Annotated in this window: 22 protein-coding genes; 20 read left to right on the top strand and 2 right to left on the bottom strand. The window is 43.9% G+C overall.

Going from position 1 to position 23,158, the window contains the following annotated elements; translation table 11 throughout:
• Window positions 1–29 precede the first annotated feature (29 nt).
• Entirely contained in the window at window positions 30–1,439 is a 1,410-nt protein-coding gene (locus AWT60_RS06790) for a polysaccharide deacetylase family protein (protein ID WP_326349824.1), read from the bottom strand.
• 322 nt (window positions 1,440–1,761) lie between these two features.
• On the opposite strand from AWT60_RS06790, the gene AWT60_RS06785 reads away from it, so the two are divergent.
• From AWT60_RS06785 to AWT60_RS06770, 4 genes are all read left to right on the top strand, one after another.
• Window positions 1,762–2,790 (top strand): FecCD family ABC transporter permease, encoded by a 1,029-nt coding sequence (locus AWT60_RS06785; protein WP_081372098.1) that lies wholly within the window; start codon window positions 1,762–1,764, stop codon window positions 2,788–2,790.
• Complete coding sequence (locus AWT60_RS06780) at window positions 2,787–3,788, top strand: FecCD family ABC transporter permease (RefSeq protein ID WP_034624490.1); 1,002 nt, start codon at window positions 2,787–2,789, stop codon at window positions 3,786–3,788. Before AWT60_RS06785 ends, AWT60_RS06780 begins: the two co-directional genes overlap by 4 nt.
• 17 nt (window positions 3,789–3,805) lie before the next feature.
• On the top strand, window positions 3,806–4,705 hold the full coding sequence (locus AWT60_RS06775) for an iron-hydroxamate ABC transporter substrate-binding protein (RefSeq protein WP_041108498.1): 900 nt from the start codon (window positions 3,806–3,808) through the stop codon (window positions 4,703–4,705).
• A gap of 145 nt (window positions 4,706–4,850) precedes the next feature.
• Window positions 4,851–5,075 carry a phage holin gene (locus tag AWT60_RS06770; RefSeq protein ID WP_041107886.1) on the top strand — a complete coding sequence of 75 codons (225 nt, stop codon included), beginning with the start codon at window positions 4,851–4,853 and terminating at the stop codon, window positions 5,073–5,075.
• 86 nt (window positions 5,076–5,161) lie between these two features.
• On the opposite strand, the gene slrR is transcribed toward AWT60_RS06770, so the two are convergent.
• Entirely contained in the window at window positions 5,162–5,632 is a 471-nt protein-coding gene (gene slrR, locus AWT60_RS06765; RefSeq protein ID WP_024426096.1) for an HTH-type transcriptional regulator SlrR, read from the bottom strand.
• A gap of 258 nt (window positions 5,633–5,890) precedes the next feature.
• On the opposite strand from slrR, the gene AWT60_RS06760 reads away from it, so the two are divergent.
• The 16 genes from AWT60_RS06760 to nikC all read left to right on the top strand — a co-directional run bounded on the left by AWT60_RS06760 (window position 5,891) and on the right by nikC (window position 23,157).
• On the top strand, window positions 5,891–6,622 hold the full coding sequence (locus tag AWT60_RS06760) for a YveK family protein (RefSeq protein ID WP_024423528.1): 732 nt from the start codon (window positions 5,891–5,893) through the stop codon (window positions 6,620–6,622).
• Window positions 6,612–7,295, top strand: coding sequence for a CpsD/CapB family tyrosine-protein kinase (locus tag AWT60_RS06755; protein ID WP_024423527.1), 684 nt, complete (start codon window positions 6,612–6,614; stop codon window positions 7,293–7,295). The genes AWT60_RS06760 and AWT60_RS06755 overlap by 11 nt, the downstream gene beginning before the upstream one ends.
• A gap of 164 nt (window positions 7,296–7,459) precedes the next feature.
• Window positions 7,460–9,334: a polysaccharide biosynthesis protein gene (locus tag AWT60_RS06750; protein WP_041115622.1), complete on the top strand. Its 1,875-nt coding sequence runs from the start codon at window positions 7,460–7,462 to the stop codon at window positions 9,332–9,334.
• Window positions 9,300–10,448, top strand: a complete 1,149-nt coding sequence (locus AWT60_RS06745; protein ID WP_218677065.1) for a glycosyltransferase family 4 protein — start codon at window positions 9,300–9,302, stop codon at window positions 10,446–10,448. Before AWT60_RS06750 ends, AWT60_RS06745 begins: the two co-directional genes overlap by 35 nt.
• On the top strand, window positions 10,441–11,280 hold the full coding sequence (gene epsE / locus AWT60_RS06740) for a glycosyltransferase EpsE (protein WP_218677064.1): 840 nt from the start codon (window positions 10,441–10,443) through the stop codon (window positions 11,278–11,280). The genes AWT60_RS06745 and epsE overlap by 8 nt, the downstream gene beginning before the upstream one ends.
• Window positions 11,273–12,403, top strand: coding sequence for a glycosyltransferase family 1 protein (locus AWT60_RS06735; protein WP_218677063.1), 1,131 nt, complete (start codon window positions 11,273–11,275; stop codon window positions 12,401–12,403). The genes epsE and AWT60_RS06735 overlap by 8 nt, the downstream gene beginning before the upstream one ends.
• Window positions 12,404–12,417: 14 nt before the next feature.
• Window positions 12,418–13,521 (top strand): EpsG family protein, encoded by a 1,104-nt coding sequence (locus tag AWT60_RS06730; protein WP_202738592.1) that lies wholly within the window; start codon window positions 12,418–12,420, stop codon window positions 13,519–13,521.
• Window positions 13,522–13,548: 27 nt separating this feature from the next.
• Window positions 13,549–14,571: a glycosyltransferase family 2 protein gene (locus AWT60_RS06725; RefSeq protein WP_218677062.1), complete on the top strand. Its 1,023-nt coding sequence runs from the start codon at window positions 13,549–13,551 to the stop codon at window positions 14,569–14,571.
• A gap of 5 nt (window positions 14,572–14,576) precedes the next feature.
• Window positions 14,577–15,605, top strand: coding sequence for a polysaccharide pyruvyl transferase family protein (locus AWT60_RS06720; protein WP_218677061.1), 1,029 nt, complete (start codon window positions 14,577–14,579; stop codon window positions 15,603–15,605).
• A gap of 28 nt (window positions 15,606–15,633) precedes the next feature.
• Window positions 15,634–17,148: an MATE family efflux transporter gene (locus AWT60_RS06715; RefSeq protein ID WP_218677060.1), complete on the top strand. Its 1,515-nt coding sequence runs from the start codon at window positions 15,634–15,636 to the stop codon at window positions 17,146–17,148.
• Window positions 17,149–17,168: 20 nt separating this feature from the next.
• Window positions 17,169–17,762: a sugar transferase gene (locus AWT60_RS06710; RefSeq protein ID WP_083703981.1), complete on the top strand. Its 594-nt coding sequence runs from the start codon at window positions 17,169–17,171 to the stop codon at window positions 17,760–17,762.
• Window positions 17,725–18,411 (top strand): acetyltransferase, encoded by a 687-nt coding sequence (locus tag AWT60_RS06705; protein ID WP_218677059.1) that lies wholly within the window; start codon window positions 17,725–17,727, stop codon window positions 18,409–18,411. Before AWT60_RS06710 ends, AWT60_RS06705 begins: the two co-directional genes overlap by 38 nt.
• On the top strand, window positions 18,411–19,592 hold the full coding sequence (locus AWT60_RS06700) for a DegT/DnrJ/EryC1/StrS family aminotransferase (protein ID WP_218677058.1): 1,182 nt from the start codon (window positions 18,411–18,413) through the stop codon (window positions 19,590–19,592). The genes AWT60_RS06705 and AWT60_RS06700 overlap by 1 nt, the downstream gene beginning before the upstream one ends.
• Window positions 19,593–19,741: 149 nt before the next feature.
• Window positions 19,742–21,364 carry a nickel ABC transporter substrate-binding protein gene (gene nikA, locus AWT60_RS06695; RefSeq protein WP_218677057.1) on the top strand — a complete coding sequence of 541 codons (1,623 nt, stop codon included), beginning with the start codon at window positions 19,742–19,744 and terminating at the stop codon, window positions 21,362–21,364.
• An 18-nt stretch (window positions 21,365–21,382) separates the two neighbouring features.
• Window positions 21,383–22,327: a nickel ABC transporter permease subunit NikB gene (nikB, locus tag AWT60_RS06690; RefSeq protein ID WP_218677056.1), complete on the top strand. Its 945-nt coding sequence runs from the start codon at window positions 21,383–21,385 to the stop codon at window positions 22,325–22,327.
• Window positions 22,324–23,157, top strand: coding sequence for a nickel ABC transporter permease subunit NikC (nikC, locus tag AWT60_RS06685; RefSeq protein ID WP_218677055.1), 834 nt, complete (start codon window positions 22,324–22,326; stop codon window positions 23,155–23,157). Before nikB ends, nikC begins: the two co-directional genes overlap by 4 nt.
• The last annotated feature ends 1 nt before the right edge of the window (window position 23,158 follow it).

Below are 23,158 nucleotides of genomic sequence, written 5' to 3'. Positions count from 1 at the left end.
GCCCTTTGTCAACAATCTGAGACCCCTGTTTACTCTACAGGGGTTTGTTCATGTCGTTCTTTTTTTAATTGTTCAAGTTCACTCACTGTGACGAGCTGGTAGCCTTGTTTGGTGAGTTCATGGATGATCTTTACTGCTGCTTGGGCTGAGCTTTCATAAATATCGTGCATTAACACTGTTCTGCCATCTGCTGCACGTGAGAGAACGCGGTTTGTGATCTGCTGGCTGTTGCGGATTTTCCAATCTTCAGGATCAACATCCCACAAAGTGACCTTCATCCCAATTGCATGATTGATATCTTGATTTGTACCGCCATATGGTGGTCTAAAGTGCGTAGGTGTATATCCGCTTGCTTTCTCAATCAGCTGCTGGGTGTCCTTCACTTGTTTCACCGCTTCTTCTAAAGGCAGTCTTGTTAATAAAGGGTGATTGTAGGAATGGTTTCCGATCTCATTCCCGCCTTTTAAAATATCGGCAAGCATTCCAGGGTAATATTGCACCCTGCTGCCTAATACGAAAAAGGTGGCATGTCCTTTATTTGCCTTCAGCGCATCTAAAATTTTTGAGGTTGTCGCTGGATTCGGACCATCGTCAAATGTGAGTGCGATGGCTTTTTTATTCGGGTCAAGCTTTGATTTTTGCGGCAGCTTGACGGCTTTTCTTTTTGGATTCGGTTCTTTCATTTCATTTTTATTTTTGAGTTTATCCATATAATCTGGCTTTAATATGTCCTTCAGCAATGTCTTTTTGATTGCGAGTGTTTGCGGCCCAAGATCCTCTGCTGCTACTTGAGATGCAGGGAAATAAAATTCTACATATTTGTCTTTCAAGGCAAATTGACTGAAGTTTTGAGCATCAGGGGCTGTTCCCTTCTGAAGGAGAGGCTGATCCTTAGATAAGGTTTTATCCTTTCGAAGCTCTGTATATGTAATATAGGATAATTTCTTTAAATAATTGGTTTTAGGCAGAAATAAATCTTTGGTGTCAAGAAAGGTTTTTTTCTGAAAATCAAAGTTAATCGTGAGATGATTGGTGGTTCCACTTTGCTGGCCAGTATACGTATAGGTCGTAAAGCGGATGGCAGCAGACTGCTTCGCATAATGCACCATTTCATAATCAATATTCAGTTCATAGCGTTTATTTTCATCAATATCCTTTGCTTCACTGAATGTTTTTTTGAAATGCTCTAATGCTGAATTGGCATAGCTTTGAATCTTGTCATCTAGCTCTTTTTGATGAAAAAGAGGATAGTTGACTGCATATCTCATAAATTTCCCGTCATTTACGAGAGTGACAATTTCTACGTTTTTATAGTTCGTATCCTGCTTTACATTTTTCTTCTCTGTACCGCTTGCTTGTTGATTTTGAAAGAAAGCAACTGCTCCAATGACGACTGCAAGCGCAAATAGGACGATACTCCATTTTCCCTTTACTGACACAACTTTCAAATCTCCTCTCATGACGGGTCATTCTTTATTAGTTTGACATCTGTTTGTAATATTTTTATAACATTTGACTTACTTTTGTAATTTTAGGGGATATTCATGTGAACTGTCAACTATTTTCCTATTAAACTAGGAGAAAAAATGATAGGCCGTACTGAGCGACAAAAAGAACCTCCCACCCCGATGCTCCGCATATACCTTCATTAATTAAAAAAAGGGTGTACATTGATTTTTTAGAGGCTGACGGCTATAATTTTGTTGATTATGATTCTCATTTTCAAACTGACTTTTAATGAAGAAAAGGATGACACCGATTTTGCAGGATAAGCGAAAACCGCAACAAAAACGATCATCACATATTCTGTTCTTTTTGATATTTTTTCTCGCCGTCATTGGTTTAGCGGCTGCCATGTTTTTTGCTGTGTCATACGGTGCAAAAACATTGTCTCTGCAAACGGTTTGGACAGCTGTATTTGACTACCAGTCAAATGTCACAGAGCAGCAGATCATCCATGAATTAAGACTTCCACGTGTTTTAGGAGCAGCTCTAGTGGGAGCGGCGTTTGCCGTAGCGGGTGCTCTTATGCAGGGCATCACAAGAAATCCACTGGCAGATGCGGGGATTTTGGGCATTAATGGCGGTGCGATGTTTGTGGTCGCTCTCTGTTTTGCTTTTTTCCCGGGAATACCTTATTCAGCACTGATGTTTTTTTCCTTTATTGGTGCTGTGCTCAGTACGCTGCTGATCTTTGCGATTGGAGCGGCTGGCGGTGTATTGACACCGCTGCGCCTCACTGTGGCAGGAGCGGTTGTAGCCGCATTGCTTCATGCGCTCAGCTCTGGGATCGCGATTTATTTTGACCTGAGTCAGGATTTGGCTTTTTGGTATGCAGGCGGGGTAGCTGGTGTGAAATGGCCGCAGCTGACGATTCTCGCCCCGGTTATTCTGATTGTGATCGTATGGGCCATGCTATTAGGCCGGTCACTTTCCTTACTATCGCTCGGTGAAGATACAGCGGCAAATTTAGGGGTGAAAACACGGCAAGTGCGAATACTAGGAATGACTGCTGCTGTGTTATTAGCAGGGGTTTCTGTATCAGCAGTCGGATCGATTGGGTTTGTCGGTCTCGTCATCCCGCATATTGCACGAAAGCTTGTTGGTGTAGACTATCGTTTCGTCATTCCGATGTCAGCGATACTAGGCGCAATGCTGCTTGTCTTTGCAGACCTTGCCAGCCGTACAGTCAATCCGCCAAGAGAACTTGCCATTGGCGTGATGGTGGCACTTGTTGGTGTTCCTTTCTTCTTATACATTGCCAGAAAAGAAGGGAGGAACCTGTCATGAGAGAGAAACAGCGTGCTCTTGTCGTGACACTCGTTTTGCTTTGCCTGAGTGCGGCTGTTGTGCTGTATAGTTTAAATACCGGTACGCTGAAACTTAGCCCTGTCATGGTCGTCAAGACGTTATTTGGCTTTGGAGATTTCCAAAGTGAAACGGTGCTGTTTGACTATCGTCTGCCTCGAATTGTGGTGACGATGTTAGCTGGTATTGGTCTTGGCATTGCTGGCGGCATTTTGCAGAGCTTATCCCGTAACCCGCTGGCCGACCCTGGGATTATTGGATTGAATGCAGGGGCAGCCTTTGGCTTAATTGTGTTTGTGACATATTTTCACGCACTTGAAGGCAATCCGTCTCTTCTTATTCCGCTCTTTACGTTTGGCGGCGGACTGCTTGCGGCAGCGGTCATCGTGCTTCTTGCATATGACCGGCATGAAGGGCTTGTTCCTATCCGGCTGATCTTAGTTGGCATTGCGGTTGCTGCGGGATTTAGTGCACTCACCTTATATTTGTCATTGAAGCTGGATGAAGATACATATACTTTTGCTTCAAGGTGGCTTGTGGGCAATGTATGGGGGAGAGACTGGATTCATGTGCTGGCGCTTCTGCCTTGGATTGTATGCCTTGTGCCGCTTACGCTGATGCAGTCAAACACGCTCAATGCATTGACATTAGGAGATGCTGTCGCCTCAAGTGTAGGTGTACGTGTCCAGCGTAAACGTCTTCTCCTCTTGACCTTAGCAGTAGGCCTCGCGAGTGCAAGTGTTTCAATGACAGGTGGTATTGGCTTTATTGGCCTCGTCGCCCCGCATTTGGCTAGGAGGCTTGTCGGTTCACTGCATCAGTATTTTTTACCAGTTAGTGCGCTGCTTGGCTTGTTGATTTTGGTCAGTGCCGATACAATCGGACGTTCCATCTTTGCTCCAAATGCCATACCGGCGGGTGTGGTCGTGGCCTTTATCGGTGCCCCGTATTTTCTCTATTTATTAACTAAAACGAAATAAATATGAAAGAGGAACTCATCATGAAAAAACTACTAGTATTTGGATTAACGCTCTGTTTCTTGCTGCTTGCCGCTTGCGGACAACAGGAAACAAAGAATACAACAAATGAAAAGAACAATGGCACACCAAAGATTGCTTCCTTGTCTATTCATTTAACAAATGACTTGTTAGCACTCGGTATCAAGCCGGCGGGCTCTGTTGTAGGAGGAGACTTAAAAGATTTCCTTCCACATGCGAAAAAGCAGCTGAGTCAGACGAAGAAGCTTGGCATTGCAGCTGATCCAGATATGGAATCACTGCTTGCGTTACAACCAGATGTCATTTATGTTGATGAAGAATTAGCCGGACAAGACTTATCGAAATATAAGAAGATCGCCAAAACAGAAGTGTTTAATTTAAATGATGGCACATGGCGGGATCATTTGAAAAAAATCGCCAAACACGTCAATAAAGAAAAAGAAGCGGATCAATATATTAAGAATTACAATCAAGAAGCAAAAGAGGTCAAATCGCTCATCAAGAAAAAGATTGGAAACGGAAAAGTCATGGCGATCCGTGTCACAGCAAAGGAGCTTCGCGTATTTAGCATGAAGCGCCCAATGGGTCCTATTTTATACGAGGATTTAGGCCTGACACCTGTCGATGGTGTGAAAAAGCTGGACAGCAAGCGCCCATTTGAAGTGATTTCTCAAGAGGTTCTTCCTGATTATGATGCTGATGCGATCTTTGTCGTTGTCAACCGTGATGATAAAGCGCAGCAGGCATTCAAGCAATTAGAAAAGACTCCGATTTGGAAGGGTCTAAAAGCAGTGAAGAAAAACCAAGTCTATCCGATTGCCGATCAGCCTTGGCTCGATTACTCAGCTCTAGGCAATAAAATGGCATTGGATGAAGCAAAAGAGATGTTTTCTAAATAAATAGCAAATGAAATCAGGCATCATTCCGCATATAGGAATGATGTCTCTTTTTTTTGATTCGTTCTTCTATTCATTCGGCTGATGCATACATATGAGAGAGAACGAGCAATACCGCCCGTGAGAAGAGGAAAGGGAGGGGTTACAGTTGGAGATTCAAAAAATTAGTGCAGGTACAATTGCAAGGCTTGTGCTGCTTTTACTGGCGCTTGTTAACAGTGCGCTAACTGCTGCGGGAAAAAGCCCAATTCCTATTGATGAAGAAGGCGTTCAGCAATTCATCACGCTGGCCTTTCTGGGAATTACATCACTATGGGCCTATTGGAAAAATAATGATATAACGAAAAAAGCACGAACAAAAAAAGAAGAATAACACAAAAAAGAGCCTTTCATGAATCAAAGGCTCTTTTTCATCGAAGCGTCAAACGCCTCTCCCCGCAATCATTCTTCCTGAAAGGCTTACGCCCGGCGTTCTCCCATGTTGTTGAGGAAAGCTTTTACTTCCTCAATGCTTAAGCCAATTGCCTTTGCTTCACTCATTAGACGCTTCCACTCTGCGATATTTGAATCGGTCAGCTTTCTATGGGTGACATGTAACGACTTTTCTTCCTGCTCCTTTCGGTACGTTTGGAGCAGCTGATAGAGCTCTTCTTTAGGCATGCCTGATTGGACGGCACTCACAATATGCTCCCGCCATTCGTGTTCACCACCCTCAGCGTAATGAAACATCATCGTCTCTGCATCAAACAGCTCTTGTAAATCAATCTCTAGTGAAGAGGATACCTTTTTTAAGAACTGGACAGATGGATTTCTGTGGACACCACGCTCAATTTTGCTCAAATATGACTTAGAGACATGAGCATCCTCAGCCAGCTGCTGAATCGAGTATCCTTTTCTCTTTCGGTAAATGCGTATCACCTTGCCTATCATTCGATCAATGATCTCCCTTCTCACCGGCGAATAGTTCTGCGACCTTTTTCGTTCATTATAAGAAATAAATTGTTCTTTATAAAATTCAAAAACGTAAGAATCAGGAAGTAAACAAAAGAAAACGAACGATTTCGTTCTTTAAAAAGAACTATAAGACCTATTATGACATTTTTCTTTGCGGGTATTATCTTTTATAATCCAATCATTAACAAAAAGAAACCATATATAACCTTTTTATGATGAAATCGGGAGGTATCTATGAATGAGAATATAGGTTTTAAGCAGCTGTTTTCTGTCATTAAAGAGAAAATGGCCCTTCTGATCCTGATTGTCCTGATCGTAACGGGCATTTCAGCCTATTATCAGTTCTATGTCTCGACTCCTGTATATCAGGCAACCACTCAAATTCTTGTTCATAAACGCAGCAATGACGCACAAGCAGATTTAAACGATATTCAGATGAACCTTCAATATACACGTACCTTTCAAGTTTTATTAAAAAGCCCAATCGTCATTGAAAAAGTAAAAGAAACACTCCATCTCACAGAATCAGCAGAAGGACTAAAACACAAAATTGCCACAAGTACTGAAAATGAGTCTGAGGTCATCAATATTTCTGTACAAGATGAGGATCGCGCGAAGGCAGTCGCCATTGCGAATACCGCAACAGAGGTGCTACAAGAAGAAATCAAAAAAACAATGAATATGGATCGCATTAATGTTTTGTCTGAAGCCAAGCTGTCCAACACGATTCTGATGAATTCAAGGAAGTTCGTTCATATCGTTCTGGCACTAGGCGCCTCCTTATTAGGGGGCATGACACTCATTTTCTTAATGAATTTACTCGATGATACTGTAAAACGAACACATCAAATAAGAGAAGAGATCGGATTGCCGTCGCTTGGCAGTGTCTATCAGATGCAGGCAGACAGGAGGGCCAAAAAAGACAAGCAGTCCGTCATAACGGGAGGACAGAACATTGATCTTTAAGAGGAAGAAAAGAGAAAAGAGAGATTTATCCTGTATTTCTGTATTAAATCCTCACTCTGTCATTGCGGAACAATTCCGTACGATCCGAACAAACATCGAATTCACATCGATCCAAACAAGGCTGAAATCGATATTAGTGACCTCCTCCTTACCGAAGGAAGGGAAATCATTTACGGCTGCAAACTTAGCAGCTGTTTTTGCACAGCAGAACAAGCGGGTGCTGCTCATGGACGCTGATTTGCGAAAGCCGGCTGTCCATGAATATTTTGACTTGAGTCATCACACCGGTTTGACGAATGTGCTATTAAATAATTGCAGCTTGGAAGAAGCCATTTTACCGACACCGATTGAGCATTTAGAGCTGCTTCCGAGCGGAACCATTCCGCCGAATCCAGCAGAGCTGCTCTCCTCTTCTGTGATGAAGCAGCTATTTTATGAGATTGAACAGCAATATGACATGGTGATTGTTGATTCCACGCCGCTTCTGCCAGTTGCAGATGCAAAGATCTTGGCGAACCGGACGGATGGGAGCATTCTCGTTGTCTTAAGCGGCAAAACAAAGATTGCTGCTGTGAAGAAATCAAAAGAAGTATTAGAAGGAACAACAAGTAAACTGCTTGGAGCTATGCTAAATGGCAAGAAAGAGAAAAAGGGCAGGCTGTATATGTATTAAAAAGATTGATAGGTGATGTCTCCTAATCTTTAACAATGGAGGCACTCGATCCTGCTGTGGGCATAACCGTGCCTTAGATGCTCGTCATCAGTAGTGGGATGTGAGGACGGGTTTGATGCCCATGTTACGTAAGAATAGTGATGCTTTAAAAAGGGGGAGGAGCGTTGACTTACGCCCAAAGATTATCAATCATCGTAGCACTAGATTCATATCTCATCTTAGTTGCCGTCTTTTTTGGTTTTCAATTTGTCCAAGAGGCGGCTTTAACCGTTTATACATTTGAAATGCTCGCCATTTCTTCACTCAGTCTGCTCATTGGGCACCATATATTTGCCTGCATGTTTCATGTGTACAAGCAAGTATGGGCTTATACAGGAGTAAGAGAGTTATTTTCTTTAATGAAGACCTTTGTGTGTTCTTTTTTATTTTCGATGACGATGCTGTACCTTTTCGTGCAGACATGGCCATTTCGGTTTTTATTCATCGTGTGGCTTTTTCATATCTTATTCATCGGTGCATCTCGTATGGCTTCTAGGTTATTTCATGACGGGGCAAAACGGCTTCAGGCAGAAAAAGAGCGGGCATTAATTATTGGCGCCGGATCAGCGGGGACCATGCTCGTTCGTCAGCTTCAGCAATCGAGTGATGTACATATTGAGCCAGTCGCCTTCATCGATGATGACAAGACGAAACATCGGCTTGAAATTATGGGTCTGCCTGTTATAGGAGGAAAAGAACAAATTCAAACAGCTGTCGTGATGATGGATATTCAGAAGATCATCATCGCCATTCCGTCCAAAAGCAGCCACACCTTAAAAGGGCTGTATAAGGAATGTGTCGCGACCGGAGTCAAAACACAGATCATGCCGGAAATGGAGCAGATTTTAAAAGGAACCCATGCGCTGAATCAATTACGGGATGTACAGCCAGAGGATTTACTAGGAAGAGAACCGATTCAATTAGATACGAGCCGTCTATCTGCTCATTTAAAGGGAAAAACAATCATGGTCACAGGGGCAGGCGGATCGATTGGGTCAGAAATCTGCCGTCAAATTTGTGTGTTTGCTCCTCAAGCGATTGTACTTGTGGGACATGGAGAATTTAGCATTCATTCTATTTTACTAGAGCTGAAAGAATTATATGGAGGCAGCATCAGACTCTATCCACAAATTGCGGATATTCAAGATAAACAGAAAATGAGTGAAATCGTTGGTCAATTTCAGCCGGATATGATTTATCATGCTGCGGCACATAAGCATGTTCCGCTCATGGAGATCAGTCCGAAAGAAGCCGTGAAAAACAATATTATCGGGACAAAAAATGTCGCAGAAGCCGCACACGAGCACGGCATTGAAACATTCGTTCTCATCTCATCTGACAAAGCGGTCAACCCTGCCAATGTGATGGGAGCCACAAAGCGGTTTGCTGAAATGCTGATCATGCAAATGGGGGCAAGCAGCGAAACAAAATTTGTCGCCGTTCGATTTGGAAACGTACTCGGAAGCAGGGGGAGCGTCATCCCTATTTTTAAGAAACAAATTGAGCAAGGCGGGCCGGTGACGGTCACGCACCCAGCCATGACAAGATATTTTATGACCATCCCAGAAGCATCAAGGCTTGTGATTCAGGCAGGTGCACTGGCAGAAGGAAGACAGATTTTTGTTTTAGATATGGGGGAGCCAGTGAAAATCGTGGACCTCGCAGAAAACCTCATTCACCTCTCAGGCTACACCACAGACCAGATTCCGATCACTTTCACAGGCATTCGTCCTGGAGAGAAAATGTACGAGGAATTACTCAACCAGCATGAAAAAGCACAGGAGCAAATCTTCCCGAAAATTCATATCGGTCATGCGCTGGATGGTGACCCATATGTGCTGAACCGCTTTATCCATGAATTTGACATGATGAGTGAAGAGCAAATGAGACAAGCATTATTTGCTGCCATTGAGTCGCATGATATGTTGTCCGATCAGATGACACGAGAGGAGGAAGCGCTTGCCAATGAAGAAAAAAGTCTTGTTTTGCGCAACGGTTGATTATCACTTTAAGGCCTTTCATCTTCCGTATTTCCGGTGGTTTCAGGAACAAGGATGGGAAGTGCATACAGCGGCAAACGGCCAGCTGGAGCTGCCTTATGTGAATCAAGCTCACTCAATTCCGATTCAGCGCTCTCCTTTTCATGTACGCAACCGGCTTGCGTATGTAGAACTGAAGAAGCTGTTAGCGAAAGAGCACTATGATTTCATCCATTGTCACACCCCAATGGGAAGTGTCATTGGCAGGCTCGCAGCCAAAGGCACGCGCAAAAAAGGAACGAAGGTTCTTTACACGGCACATGGCTTTCACTTTTGGCAGGGGGCACCGCTTCAAAACTGGCTGCTCTATTATCCAATTGAGAGATTTCTCGCCCGCTATACAGACGCTCTGATCACCATTAATGGAGAAGATTTTAAAAGAGCCGACCGTCTATCAAAAGAGCGGACATCTGTTTATTATGTGCCCGGTATGGGTGTGGATATGAAGCGATTCGCACCTGTCGATGAAAAAGAGAAGCAGCGCCTTCGCGCAGCCTATGGCTTTTCCTCGGAAGATTTTATCGTGCTGTGTGCTGGTGAATTAAATACGAATAAAAATCAAGGGATGCTCATCAAAGCATGTGCACAGCTGTCTAGGAAAATACCAAATATAAAGATCGTGTTTGCTGGGGAAGGGACAATGAGGCCGAACTATGAAAAGCTTACCCGCCAGCTCCATCTTGAAAAACATGTCCACTTTGCTGGGTTCTGCAAACAAATAGAGGAATGGATGCATATGAGCGATGTATGTGTTTCCACCAGCTTGAGAGAAGGGCTCGGCATGAACCTGCTTGAAGCGATGTCTGCAGAAAAACCTGTGATTGCAACGGAGAATAGAGGACATTGTGAGCTTGTCAAACATGGCGTCAATGGTTTTTTAGTTAAACCGCAAGATGTGAATAGTTTAGCTGATTACTTGCAGCAGCTCTACGACAAAAAAGATCAGCTGCCCCTCATGGGAAAAGCGGGACGCTCTATGACTCATGCATTTGCACAGGAGCAGACGGTCAGTGCAATGGAAGAAATTTATACAATCTATATGGATCAAGCAGAGAAGGTGATACAGCATGCATAAACCAAAGGTGTCTATGATCATGGGCGTCTACAATTGCCAAGAGACAGTAGAAGAAAGCATTGAATCTATTCTTCATCAAACATATGAAAACTGGGAGCTCATCATATGTGATGACGCATCAACAGATGGCACTTATGAGAAAGTGCTGTCTTATACAAAACGACATCCTGAAAGAATTCGCCTGATCCGCAATCAACAAAATCAAAGACTCGCTGCCAGTCTCAATCGCTGCCTGGCTGAAGCGAGGGGAGAGTTGATTGCAAGGCAGGATGGCGACGATCTATCAGTGCCTGTTCGTTTAGAAAAACAGGTTCATTTCCTCGATACATATCCTGAATATGATGTGGTCGGTACGGCGATGACGGTTTTTGATGAATCGGGAACAAAGGGTGTGCGGGCACTTGTGTCAGAGCCTGATCGGAAGGTGTTGGCAAGAGGGACTCCTTTTTGTCATGGGACCATTATGATGAGGGCTTCTGCTTACAAGGCTTTACATGGATATCGTTCTGTAAAAACAACAAGGCGGATGGAAGATATCGATCTTTGGATCCGCTTTTTTGCTGCTGAGAGGAAAGGCTTTAATTTACAAGAGCCGTTATATCTGGTGAGAGAGGATGAAGCGGCCTTTCAGCGGCGGAAGTTTCGATATTCGATGGATAATGCCTGGCTCGTTTTGAAAGCATGCTGGCTATTAAAGCTGTCGCCGCTTGACTATTTATTTGCTCTAAAGCCGGTGGTCCGTGCCTGCTTGTCACCGAAGGTCATGAAGCTTTATCATCGCCGGAAGCTGTCGTCTTCTATGCTGAAGAGGAGGGCGGTTCGAGATGAGTGAGCCAAAGCGCGTGCTTCATATTGTGGGCGGGATGAACCGCGGCGGAGCTGAAACGATGATTATGAATATCTATCGTGCACTCGACAGGAATGTCCTTCAATTTGATTTCATTACTCACCGGCAGGACGTCTGTGATTATGATGAGGAAATTCGCCGGCTTGGGGGACGCATCTTTTACGTCCCAAGTATTGGGGCGTCCTCTCCGGTTGCTTTTGTGAAAACATTGACCAAGACAATTAGGCAAACAGGGCCCTATCAGGCAGTGCATGCACATACGGATTTTCAGACGGGTTTTTCCGCACTTGCTGCCAAACTAGCGGGTGTAAAGGTGCGCATTTGCCATTCACATAATACAGCGTGGAAGCAGTCGCCAAACTGGCTGGATCATATGATGCTCAAAGGATTTCGCCAGCTGATCTTTGCATTCTCTACACAGCTTGTTGCATGCGGCGAGGATGCCGGTGTCTTTTTATTTGGACAGAAAAAAATGCAGAACGGGCAAGTTGAGGTGCTTCCAAATGGGATAGATTTATCCCTTTTTTTTCAGCCTGATCCAGACGAAAAGGCAGAGATGAAAAAGCAGCTCCATCTTCACGAAAAAAACATGGTCATCGGTCATATTGGGCGGTTCCATGAGCAAAAAAATCATGTTTTTTTTATGGAGCTGGCACAGACCTTAAAGAAGCAAGGGGTTTCATTTCAGCTTGTCCTCGTAGGAGATGGACCGCTGAAGCAAGTAGTCGAATCGTATGCAGAGAAGGCAGGCTTGATGGAGGACATTGTCTTTACAGGCGTCGTATCAGACGTTCCACAGTATATGAAAGCATTTGATGTATTTGTGATGCCTTCCTTGTTTGAAGGTCTTCCGCTTGTATTAGTGGAAGCACAGGCGTCTGGTCTGCCTTGTGTGATTTCAGATCATATTACAGAGGAAGTAGATTTAGGCTGCGGGCTTGTGAAAAGGATGTCCCTGCGAGATTCCGCGCATGAATGGATGAAGGCGGTGCTTGAAGCATATCATGCAGAACCTCCTCTTCAAGAGACCATTATCTCTCAGCTTGAAAAAAGAGGGTTTGATGTGAAACAGAATATTACACGTGTGATGAATCTATATGGACTGTAAGGAAGGAAGGGCAGATGGCAGTTTATTTGGTGAACATGATCATGGTCTATTTATGGTCGAGCTTTGCCGCATTTTACGGCAGGCGTGATGATACCATTCAAAGCGGATGGCGGCCTAATAAGCTTCTGGTGTTCTTTCCGTTTCTATTTCTTTGTATCGTAGCTGGTATTCGGTATAAAGTAGGAACCGATTTTGTCACATATGGCCAGATGTATGAGTTCTCCATCAACTACGAAAAGCCTTGGCATATATTCGGATTCGGTGTGGAGAAGGCCGCTACGGATCCGGGATTTACGTTTATTTTATGGATGCTTAATCAACTGTCTCATGATCCGCAAATCATGTATATCTCAGTTGGCGCCATTACTTATTTTTTTATCATCAAGACGCTTATACAATATGGCCGTCCATTTGAGCTGAGTATGCTGCTTTTTCTTGGGACCTTTCATTATTATGCGTCGTTTAATGGCATGCGTCAGTACATGGTGGCGGCGATTCTTTTTTATGCCATCCGGTTGGTGATCAATGGCCAGTGGAAATTGTATTTTCCGCTCGTCCTTGTATGTTCATTGTTTCATTCATCCGCTCTCATCATGATTCCTGTGTATTTTATTGTGAGAACAAAGGCTTGGTCTTGGATGATGCTGGTCTTATGCCTGGTGTTCTTAGGCTTAACCGCTCTTTATGATCGTTTTGTCTCGGTGTTTGTCGTGATGCTTCAAGGCAGTTCATATGGTCATTATGAGGAATGGCTCACAACGAATACGAATGGAATGAATGTGACAAAAATCGGTGTCTTGATTTTGCCGCTTCTGCTTGCTTTCTTTTATCGAAAACGACTTCGTGAGCTGACGCCTGAGAGTGATTACATTGTGAATTTTTGTTTGCTTGGTTTCTTGTTTGGCATTCTTGCAACGAAGGATGTCATTTATGCAAGATTTCATATTTATTTTGGTTTGTATCAGCTCATTTTACTGCCATATTTCACACGCATTTTTGATCAGCGGTCTAATGTGTTTATGTATGTAGGGATTGCTGTTTGCTATATTCTGTACAGCATCATGCTGATGCCGTTCGATTCTTCAGTTTTGCCGTATAGAACGATTTTTACAAAGTAGATTTGAAGAAAGGTGGGGCATGCTGTAATGCCAGCTATCAGTCTATTGGTCGCAGTTTACAATACGAGTCAATATGTGGAGCAATGTCTTCAATCAATTGCAGATCAAAGCTTTTCCGATATAGAAGTCATTCTTATCAATGATGGATCGACCGACCGCAGCGGTGAATGGCTTGAAGCATTTGCTGAGCGTGATGAACGTTTCCGGGTAATCCATCAATCCAATCAAGGGTTAGGCGCTGTGAGAAACCGGGGCATCGAGGAAGCGAAAGGGACGTATCTCGCCTTTGTGGATTCAGATGATATTCTCGCTCCTCATTACTGTGAAGCTATGTATGAAAAAGCCGAAATGACCGGGGCAGATCTTGTTGTGAGTGAGTATTGGATTCAATTTGAACAGTCAAAGCGAACGATACCAACGACGCTGTTAGACAAGCGCTCAGCCGAAAAAATGGATTTAATCAAAGCGTTATTACACGGAGACTTGACTGGATTCTCATGGAATAAGCTGTATCGGCGTGCCTTTATGGAAAAACACCACATTCGATTTCCGCTGCGGGGTGAGCTTGAGAACATTGAAGATCAATATGTGACGCTGCGCTGTTTTTCTTTATCACGCAGCATCGCTTTTGTTCATGAGCCTCTTTATTACTACAGGGTTCATCTGTCATCTATTGTACAGCGATATCAGAAGCAGTATTTTCATCATGGACTGACCTTTTATCATGCACAACGCTCGTTTTTAAAAGAGCATGATGACATCTTTCTGTATGAGAAAGCATTAGACTTTTTTATCGTCAATCATACGCTTCATTGTATGCTCAACGAATGGAAGAGCCAAAATGATCTCTCTATTCAGGAAAAGCTTGATCACATGCGTGAAATGGTGACACACGGTGCTTTTCAGCATGCCGTCAAACAAGTGGAACCATCGAAGCTCACAGTTCAAAAGCGAATGATTTTATTTCTTGCTAAGTGCCGATTGGTTTATCCGCTTTCTGCCGCGGCTTCTAGCTATCAGAAATGGATCGAATATCAGACAAGGAAATAGGGGTGATGGGATTGACAGTGCATCAATTGAAGGCAAAAGCCGCAGAGTGGCTGCTCTTAAAGGTCAAATATCCGCTTGAGTATAGACTGAGCCGCCAAAGGCTGCCAGAGCTGAGTCATCAGAAGAAAATCATTCTCACGCTGCTGCCGGGACATGATAATTTAGGGGATCATGCGATTGCCTATGCGAGTTATTGTTTTTTAAAGAAACACTTTCCAGCCTATGACATCATAGAAGTGGACATGAAAGAGATCTATCGCCTCGCCCGTCCGCTAAAGCGCAGCCGGCATCCAGAAGACATCGTCTGTATCATCGGCGGGGGCAACATGGGGGATTTATATCGGTACGAAGAATGGACGAGACAATTTATCATCAAGACCTTCAAGTCCTATCCCATGATCCAGCTGCCTGCCACTGTACATTTTACAGAAACAAAGAGAGGGAAACGAGAGGAACGCCACGCCATTCACACGTATAAGCAGCACCCGAGACTGCTCCTCATGGCAAGAGATCAAACAACCTATGAATGGATGAAGCTTCATTTTCCTGATCAAGATGTGTGGAAACAGCCTGATATGGTGCTGTCATTAAACGAATCATCGAAGGATGAAACACGTGAAGGGGTTCTGCTTTGTCTGCGTGAGGATCAAGAAGCATATCTCACAAAGGAGGAGCGCCAGCAGCTGCAGCAGCATATCCAAGAGACATATGATCAAGTCGGTTTGATCACAACGACAATTGGCAAACGAGTCGATCGAACAACTCGCTTAGAGGAGTTAACGGCTTTGTGGACGGAGTTAAAACAAGCACAGGTCGTCGTGACAGATCGTCTGCATGGCATGATCTTTTGTGCGATTACTCATACACCGTGTGTTGTCCTGAGATCGTTTGATCATAAGGTGATGGAGGGATTTGATTGGGTGGCTCACCTTCCGTTTATGACCCTTTTAAAAGAACCAAATGAGGCAGCCGTGAAAGAGGCCGTTCATCAGCTGGTGAAAACAAGCGGTCAAAAGGGAGAGGAAGCTGGATGAGGGCTCTTAAACGCTGCGTGAAAGCACAATGAATCGAGCGTTTCTTTACAATGCCAGTGCGAACTTAATCACGTTTGTCCTGATGATGCTCATGTCTGTTTGTTTAACACCTTTTATTGTTCATACGCTTGGAGTGGAAGCATTCGGCTTAATCCATCTGACGCAAAATATGATCAACTATTTATCGGTCATTACGGCTTCGTTAAGTGCGGTTGTTGTGCGTTTTTTTTCTGTGGCGGCTCATAAAGGAGAGATGGAGAAGGCGCAGCGCTATCTCGCTTCCTATTTCGTCAGTTCGTTTTTACTATCGATCAGTCTTTTTTTGCTTTGTCTTTTCATGTCTCAACAGCTGGTTGAGTGGCTTCATGTGCCTGTTCATCTCGCAAAAGACACACAGACCGCCTTTATTTTAGGGGGTCTTTTATTTATGCTCAATTTCGTCATGTCTGGCATTGGGGCTGCACCGTTTTATGCGAATAAGCTCTATGTATCAAGTGTTGGACAGGCGATTCAAATGTTTTTGAGGGCGCTGATGATTGTCATCCTGTTTACATGGACGACACCAGCCATTTGGCATATCCCGCTTGCGGCCGTCATTGGAAGCTTAGCGGCTATGGGAATCGGTATCTATTATTTTAAGAAACTCATCCCTTGGTTTTCGTTTAAGTGGCGGCACGTCTCATTATCGTCTAGTCTCACTCTTGTTCGATCAGGGGTCTGGCATTCATTTGAGCAAATGGGGATATTGTTGTTTTTACAAATTGATTTATTGATGACCAACTTGCTCATTGGAGCGGAAGCGACGGGCCAATATGCGGCAATTTTACAGTTTCCATTATTATTACGCACGCTGGCAGGGACACTGGCCGTTGTGTTTGCACCAACGATCACGAAATTTTATTCGAATCAGGACAAAGAGGGACTCATTCAATATGCTGCAAACGCCATTAAGTGGAGCGGTTTATTTGTTGCGTTCCCAGCCGCACTTCTAGGAGGTCTCGCTGGTCCGCTCATGCTTTTATGGCTTGGGCCTGCTTTTGAGGAGCTGAAATGGCTTCTTATGATTCATGCGGCTTATTTATGTTTGACCTTGATGTTTTTACCGCTCACATATGTGCCGACCGTGTTTAATCGATTGAAAGTTCCTGCAGTTGTCACCCTTATATTAGGTGTGTCTAATGTGCTTTTTGCCTATGGATTGACTCATATGCTGCAGCTTGGTTTATATGGCATTGCATCAGCGGGGGCAATGGTTTTATTGATTAAAAATATTGTGTTTCTGCCATTTTATACGGCCAGGATCACGAATCAGAAACGCACTATCTTTTACAAGCATACACTGGTTCCACTTGCTGGAGCGCTAATCATTTGGGGCATCTGTGCGGGGATTCAGGCGGTATATAACGTGACTTCATGGTGGGAGCTGTTTTGTATTGGCGGGCTTTGTTTCATTCTCTATATGGGCTACTTGTATCTGTTTGCAGGAACGAAACGAGAGCGGATGCAGCTGATGCGTAAGGTAAAACATGCGGTCTCCCGCTAATATGAAAAGGAGATGCAATGATGAAAAGAATGATAGATGTGACGGTGGCATTGACGCTGCTCATCGCAGGCAGTCTTCTTTTTCTTCTCATCTATGGACTGATTAGATGGAAAATTGGAACGCCTGTGGTGTTTCGGCAGAAGCGGCCTGGTCTGTATGGCCGGCCTTTTATGCTATATAAATTTCGGACGATGACCGATGAACGCGATGAACATGGGGTGCTGCTGCCAGATCATTTGCGATTAACAAAAACTGGCGCCTTGATTCGAAAACTTAGTCTTGATGAATTGCCGCAGCTAGTCAATGTTCTCAAAGGAGAGCTCAGTCTTGTCGGGCCAAGACCGCTTTTGATGGAGTATTTGCCTATGTATACAGAAGAACAAGCAAGACGTCATCTTGTGAAGCCCGGCATAACAGGATGGGCACAGGTGAACGGCCGAAACATGCTTTCATGGGAGGAGAAATTCACCTATGACCTTTGGTATGTCGAGCATCAATCGTTTTGGCTCGATATGAAAATTTTATGGATGACCTTGCTGAAAGTCATGAAAACAGAGGGGGTGCAGCAGCCGGATCATGCCACAGCTGAAAAATTTAAAGGAACCGATATGTAAGAAGCAAACCATTGGTTTAATTGGGGCCGGAGGACATAGCAAAGTCATCCAAGATCTCATTTTTGCACATGCCGATTACTCATTATGTGCGGTATTAGATGATCAATTTGAAGAGGCGGTCACTCAAAGCGGGATTTTGTATGGACCGATCTCCATGAGCGAGCAGCAGAGAGAGACAATGCCTCATGTGAAATGGCTGATTGCGATCGGACAAAATGAGATCAGACAGCTCATCAAGGAACGCCTCTCATTTGAAGACACAGCATATGCCACACTCATTCACCCAGAGGCGGTCATGAGTCCGTCATCTGTCATTGGAAGGGGGACTGTCGTGATGGCAAGGGCAGTGGTTCAAGCAGATGCAGCCATCGGTGAGCATACGATTATAAATACAGGGTCTATCGTAGAGCATGACTGCATGCTCGAATCGTTTGTGCACCTGTCACCAGGCGCGGTGCTGACTGGCGGTGTATCCGTGCGGGAAGGTGCCCATATTGGGGCTGGTGCCGTGGTGACACCCGGTACAACGATCGGAAGCTGGTCCGTCATTGGTGCTGGAGCAGCAGTGACAAGAGATATACATGATCAGAAGGTCGCTGTAGGTATTCCAGCAATGGAAATCAAAAATCGGAAAGAAGGTGGAATTTAATGAAAGAAAAAAGGAAGCGAATTTACTTATCTCCTCCGCATATGAGCGGAAAAGAGTATCTCAAAATAGAGGAAGCCTTCAAGAGCAACTGGATTGCGCCGCTTGGACCGCTTGTGAATGAATTTGAACAGGCAGTGGCGGACTATGCAGGAGTGAAGACAGGAGCTGCTTTATCCTCAGGAACAGCAGCGATTCACCTTGCTTTAAAGCTGATAGGTGTTCAAAAAGGAGACATTGTCTTTTGTTCCACCCTCACGTTTGTTGCAACGGCAAATCCGATTTTATATGAACAAGCGGAGCCCGTTTTTATTGATTCTGAAAGGGAGACATGGAATATGTGCCCGCTTGCTTTAGAAAAAGCCTTTGTTGAATCAAAACGTCTTGGAAAAAAACCCCGCGCGGTCATCGTTGTCCATTTATATGGACAAAGTGCAAAAATGGACGAGATCATGGCTCTGTGTGAAGCATATAATGTACCAGTCATTGAGGATGCCGCTGAATCGTTAGGCGCGCTTTATAAAGGAAGAAAAAGCGGATCAATGGGCAGGTTCGGTATCTATTCTTTTAATGGAAATAAAATCATTACAACATCAGGGGGCGGAATGCTTGTGAGTGATGATGAAGCTGCGATTGAACGATGCCGCTTTCTTGCTTCACAGGCCAGAGAACAAGCGATGCACTATGAGCATCAAGAGATGGGATACAACTATCGCATGAGCAACCTCTTAGCAGGGGTCGGGATTGCTCAAATGGAAGTGCTGGACGAGCGTGTTGAACAAAAGCGCCGCATTTTCCAGCGTTATCAGAACGCTTTATCAGAAGCAGAGGGACTTCATTTGATGCCAGAATATCAAGAAACGAAATCCAACCGCTGGCTGACGGCATTGACCATTGATCGTGACACACAATTGTCTCCAGCAGAAATCATTGGTGCTTTAGAAAAAGAACAAATCGAAGCAAGGCAAGTATGGAAGCCGCTGCACCAGCAGCCGCTCTTTCGTCATTGCCCTTTTTATACTGCGGAAAAAGGCACTCCTGTATCTGAGCTGTTATTTGAGCGGGGGCTTTGTCTTCCGTCTGGAACGAGCATGACAGATGCAGATCAAGAACGTATCATCCATATACTCCATGACATGCTGCGAGAAAAAACATTTACCTCTTCACAGGCTGCTCATTCGTAAGCAGCCTGCCTCTCTTTCTATCAAATTCCTCAATTTATGGAATAAATAGGAATAAGTATTGTTATTTCGTTTCAAATATGATATTGACAACGGCTTCCTTCCTCCTTAAAATGAAAATGATTATCAGCATCAATTAGGAGGAACAACTTATGTCTATTTGGAGAAATTTTCCGAAAATTAAAATAAATTCAGTGTTACCATTCCTGCTTATTTTCTTTTTACTAGTAGGATGCTCTCAAACAAACAATGGAGCAGAAGGCAATAAGGATCATCCTGATATGATCACAATGGCGTGGCCAAGAGATATTGGTGAAATGAATCCACACGTATACAACCCATCACAATTATTTGCGCAATCAATGATTTATGAGCCATTGGTCAGCTATCAAAAGAATGGTAAGCTGAAACCTGAATTAGCGAAATCATGGGATGTTTCAAAGGATGGCAAGGTGTATACGTTCCATTTAAGAGACGGAGTGACATTCTCAGACGGGTCTGAATTTAATGCGGACATTGTCAAAAAGAACTTCGATACAATTTTAAAAAATAAAGATTTACATAGCTGGTTAGGTGTCATTAAGAAAATCAAAAAGACAGAAGCCGTTGATAAAAAGACATTTAAACTCACATTAACAGCACCATATTATCCAACTGTGCAAGAATTAGCCGTTGTTCGTCCAGTTCGTTTCTTAGGTGAAGCAGGTTTCCCTAAAAATGGAGATACGTCAAAAGGAATTGAAAAACCAGTGGGGACAGGCCCTTGGGTTTTAAAAACATATAAGAAAGATGATTATGCCATTTTCGAACGAAACGATCATTATTGGGGAGAAAAACCAAAGGTAAAAGAAATCAAGGTAAAGGTCATCCCAGATGCGGAAACGAGAGTCATGGCATTTGAAAAAGGTGATGTGGATTTACTTTACGGAGAAGGAACCATTAGCCTTGATTCCTACAAACAGCTGGAGGCAAGCGGCAAGTATGAAACGAAAATGTCAGAGCCTGTTGCAACGAGACAGCTTGTTATGAACACAAAAGTGGATCAGCTGTCAGATGAGAAAGTGCGTCATGCCCTTCAATATGCCTTCAATAAAAAATCAATGGTAGAAGGGGTCACCTCAGGTTTAGAGGATGAAGCAGATCACATCTTGCCGACTAACATGCCGTATACGTCACACATTCAAGTGAAGTCTTTCAAATATGATGTGGACAAAGCCAAAGCATTGCTGGATGAAGCGGGCTGGACACTTCCAAAAGGAAAATCTGTTCGTGAAAAAGATGGGAAAAAGCTTGGGTTTAGTATGATGTATGACTCAGCGGAATCGATTCAAAAAGCGATGGCGGAAACGCTGCAAGCAGAATGGGCAGCCGTTGGTGTCGGCGTCAAGCTTGAGGGTGTGGATTTGGCAACACAGGTTCAACGCTTTAAAGCCAATAAGTTTGATATGAACTTCTTTAGCAACTACGGAGCGCCGTATGATCCGCATACATTTATGAACGTTCTTTCATCAGATGGCTTTGGATTCAAAGAAGCCATTTCAGCCTACCCAAATAAGGAAAAGCTGATCAAAGAAATGACGGAAATTCCATCCACAACAAATGAAAAGAAACGCAAAGCACTGTATTCGTCTGTCTTATCCTCTTTACAGGATCAAGGGGCAATTGTGCCAATCTCTTATTTTAAAAAGACAGCCGTTTATCAAAAAGCTGTGAAGGACTTTGAATTCCCTGCAAATCGTGATGAACATCCTTTCACAGGCATTAAACTGAAGTAACAGAAGGAAGGTAAGGAAATGGGCCGCTATATCGTCAAACGAGTGCTATCAATTATTCCTGTATTTTTATTAGCCACACTGCTCACAACTGGTATGATTCACCTCTCGCCAGTTGACCCGGCTGAGGCATATTTAGCAGCGGCTCATATCCAGCCTACAGATGAAATATTAGCGCAAAAACGAAGTGAATTCGGCTTAGATGAGCCGTTTTATATCCAGTATCTTCATACCATTGAAAAAGTCATTCACCTTGATTTCGGCAGGTCGTATATGTCCAATCAGCCTGTCGTTGATGAGGTGATTTATCGAATACCGGCGACGATTCAATTGGCACTTACCAGTCTGCTGATCGCTATTTGTGTCAGCATTCCGCTCGGCTTTTTCAGCGGTATGAGGAAAAATGGTGCCGTTGATCATGTGAGCCGGCTCATTTCTTTCTTAGGAGCATCTATCCCGACGTTTGTCTTGGGGTATTTGCTCATCTTCTTTTTTTCAGTGAAGCTTGACCTCTTACCAGTTGAAGGGATTGGAACATGGGAGCATCTCATTCTGCCGTCGATCACACTGGCAGTCCCTTTAATTGCTACGTATACAAGGCTGTTACGGTCAAGTGTGAGTGAGGCGCTTCAAGAGCCTTTCGTTCAATATGCGAGAATCAGAGGATTGAAGGAACAATCGATCATGTTCAAGCATGTGTTCAGAATGGCGATATCGCCAATGCTGACCGGACTAGGTGTGAACCTTGGCAAGCTGTTAACAGGAACCATTATTGTAGAGGCCGTTTTCTCATGGCCAGGGTTTGGCCGCTTTTTTATTGAAGCGATCTTTAACCGGGATCTGCCTGTCATTCAATTTTATGTCCTCATGTCAGCCTGTATTTTTATCTTGAGCAGCTTGATCGTTGACTTAGTTCAGCTGATCATTGACCCCCGTATTTCTAGAAAGGAAGGCCGCCAGCAATGATGACAAAAGTAAAACATCTCTTCTCTCATCAAAAGATGATCTCGATCTGCGCTTTGCTGCTCGGTCTCCTGCTGATTGTGACAATATGTGCACCATGGATCGCTCCACATGATCCGGCAGCTGTCAATCTAGCAATGAAGCTAAAGGGATCTTCATGGGAGTATCCTCTTGGAACGGATCAATTAGGACGATGCAATTTATCTCGTATTTTATATGGTGCGCGTATTTCGCTCGGCTGTGCGTTATTAATCTTTCTTTCTTCGTTATTCATTGGTTTAATTGTCGGCCTCTTTTCAGGATACAAAGGCGGCTGGATCGATCATGTTTTGATGAGAATCTGTGACGGCGTCATGGCATTTCCCAACCTGGTGCTGATCCTTGGATTAGTCGGCATCTTCGGTCCGGGACTTCCTCAAGTCGTACTTGCCTTGATGCTTGTGCAATGGGTATATTATGCCCGCGTCTTCCGAGGAATGGTGCTGAGTTTAAAAGAACAGAACTTTATTGCAGCTGCAAAAATCAGTGGAACCTCGCATTGGAACATCATGAGAAAGCATATGATTCCCAATGTCCTGCCGCCATTAGCAGTCATTGGAACACTCGAAATGGGATGGGCGATTATGGACATTTCTGCGATGTCTTTCCTCGGATTAGGGGTTCAGCCTCCTATGCCTGAATGGGGAGCGATGATTCATGAAGGGAAATCTTACATTCAAACGAATCCTCAGTTAATGCTGTACCCAGGTCTTGTGATCATGGCTGTGGTGATTCTGTTTAATTTACTAGGAGAAGCCCTTTCAGAGAAATATGGCATCAAACGCCGTGTGTAAA

It is taken from the genome of Bacillus sp. F2HM (assembly GCF_019266135.1).
In the GTDB taxonomy this organism is placed as follows: Bacteria; Bacillota; Bacilli; order Bacillales; family Bacillaceae; genus Bacillus; species Bacillus safensis.
This window is presented reverse-complemented; position numbering and strand designations above follow the sequence as displayed.

Excerpts from the sequence above, each read along its gene's own strand:
- AWT60_RS06780 (WP_034624490.1), top strand. The coding sequence starts at position 2,787 with ATGAGAGAGAAACAGCGTGCTCTTGTCGTGACACTCGTTTTGCTTTGC.
- slrR (WP_024426096.1), bottom strand. The coding sequence starts at position 5,632 with ATGATAGGCAAGGTGATACGCATTTACCGAAAGAGAAAAGGATACTCG.
- AWT60_RS06760 (WP_024423528.1), top strand. The coding sequence starts at position 5,891 with ATGAATGAGAATATAGGTTTTAAGCAGCTGTTTTCTGTCATTAAAGAG.
- AWT60_RS06745 (WP_218677065.1), top strand. The coding sequence starts at position 9,300 with ATGAAGAAAAAAGTCTTGTTTTGCGCAACGGTTGATTATCACTTTAAG.
- epsE (WP_218677064.1), top strand. The coding sequence starts at position 10,441 with ATGCATAAACCAAAGGTGTCTATGATCATGGGCGTCTACAATTGCCAA.
- AWT60_RS06735 (WP_218677063.1), top strand. The coding sequence starts at position 11,273 with ATGAGTGAGCCAAAGCGCGTGCTTCATATTGTGGGCGGGATGAACCGC.
- AWT60_RS06730 (WP_202738592.1), top strand. The coding sequence starts at position 12,418 with ATGGCAGTTTATTTGGTGAACATGATCATGGTCTATTTATGGTCGAGC.
- AWT60_RS06725 (WP_218677062.1), top strand. The coding sequence starts at position 13,549 with ATGCCAGCTATCAGTCTATTGGTCGCAGTTTACAATACGAGTCAATAT.
- AWT60_RS06720 (WP_218677061.1), top strand. The coding sequence starts at position 14,577 with ATGGGATTGACAGTGCATCAATTGAAGGCAAAAGCCGCAGAGTGGCTG.
- AWT60_RS06715 (WP_218677060.1), top strand. The coding sequence starts at position 15,634 with ATGAATCGAGCGTTTCTTTACAATGCCAGTGCGAACTTAATCACGTTT.
- AWT60_RS06710 (WP_083703981.1), top strand. The coding sequence starts at position 17,169 with ATGAAAAGAATGATAGATGTGACGGTGGCATTGACGCTGCTCATCGCA.
- AWT60_RS06705 (WP_218677059.1), top strand. The coding sequence starts at position 17,725 with ATGCCACAGCTGAAAAATTTAAAGGAACCGATATGTAAGAAGCAAACC.
- AWT60_RS06700 (WP_218677058.1), top strand. The coding sequence starts at position 18,411 with ATGAAAGAAAAAAGGAAGCGAATTTACTTATCTCCTCCGCATATGAGC.
- nikA (WP_218677057.1), top strand. The coding sequence starts at position 19,742 with ATGTCTATTTGGAGAAATTTTCCGAAAATTAAAATAAATTCAGTGTTA.
- nikB (WP_218677056.1), top strand. The coding sequence starts at position 21,383 with ATGGGCCGCTATATCGTCAAACGAGTGCTATCAATTATTCCTGTATTT.
- nikC (WP_218677055.1), top strand. The coding sequence starts at position 22,324 with ATGATGACAAAAGTAAAACATCTCTTCTCTCATCAAAAGATGATCTCG.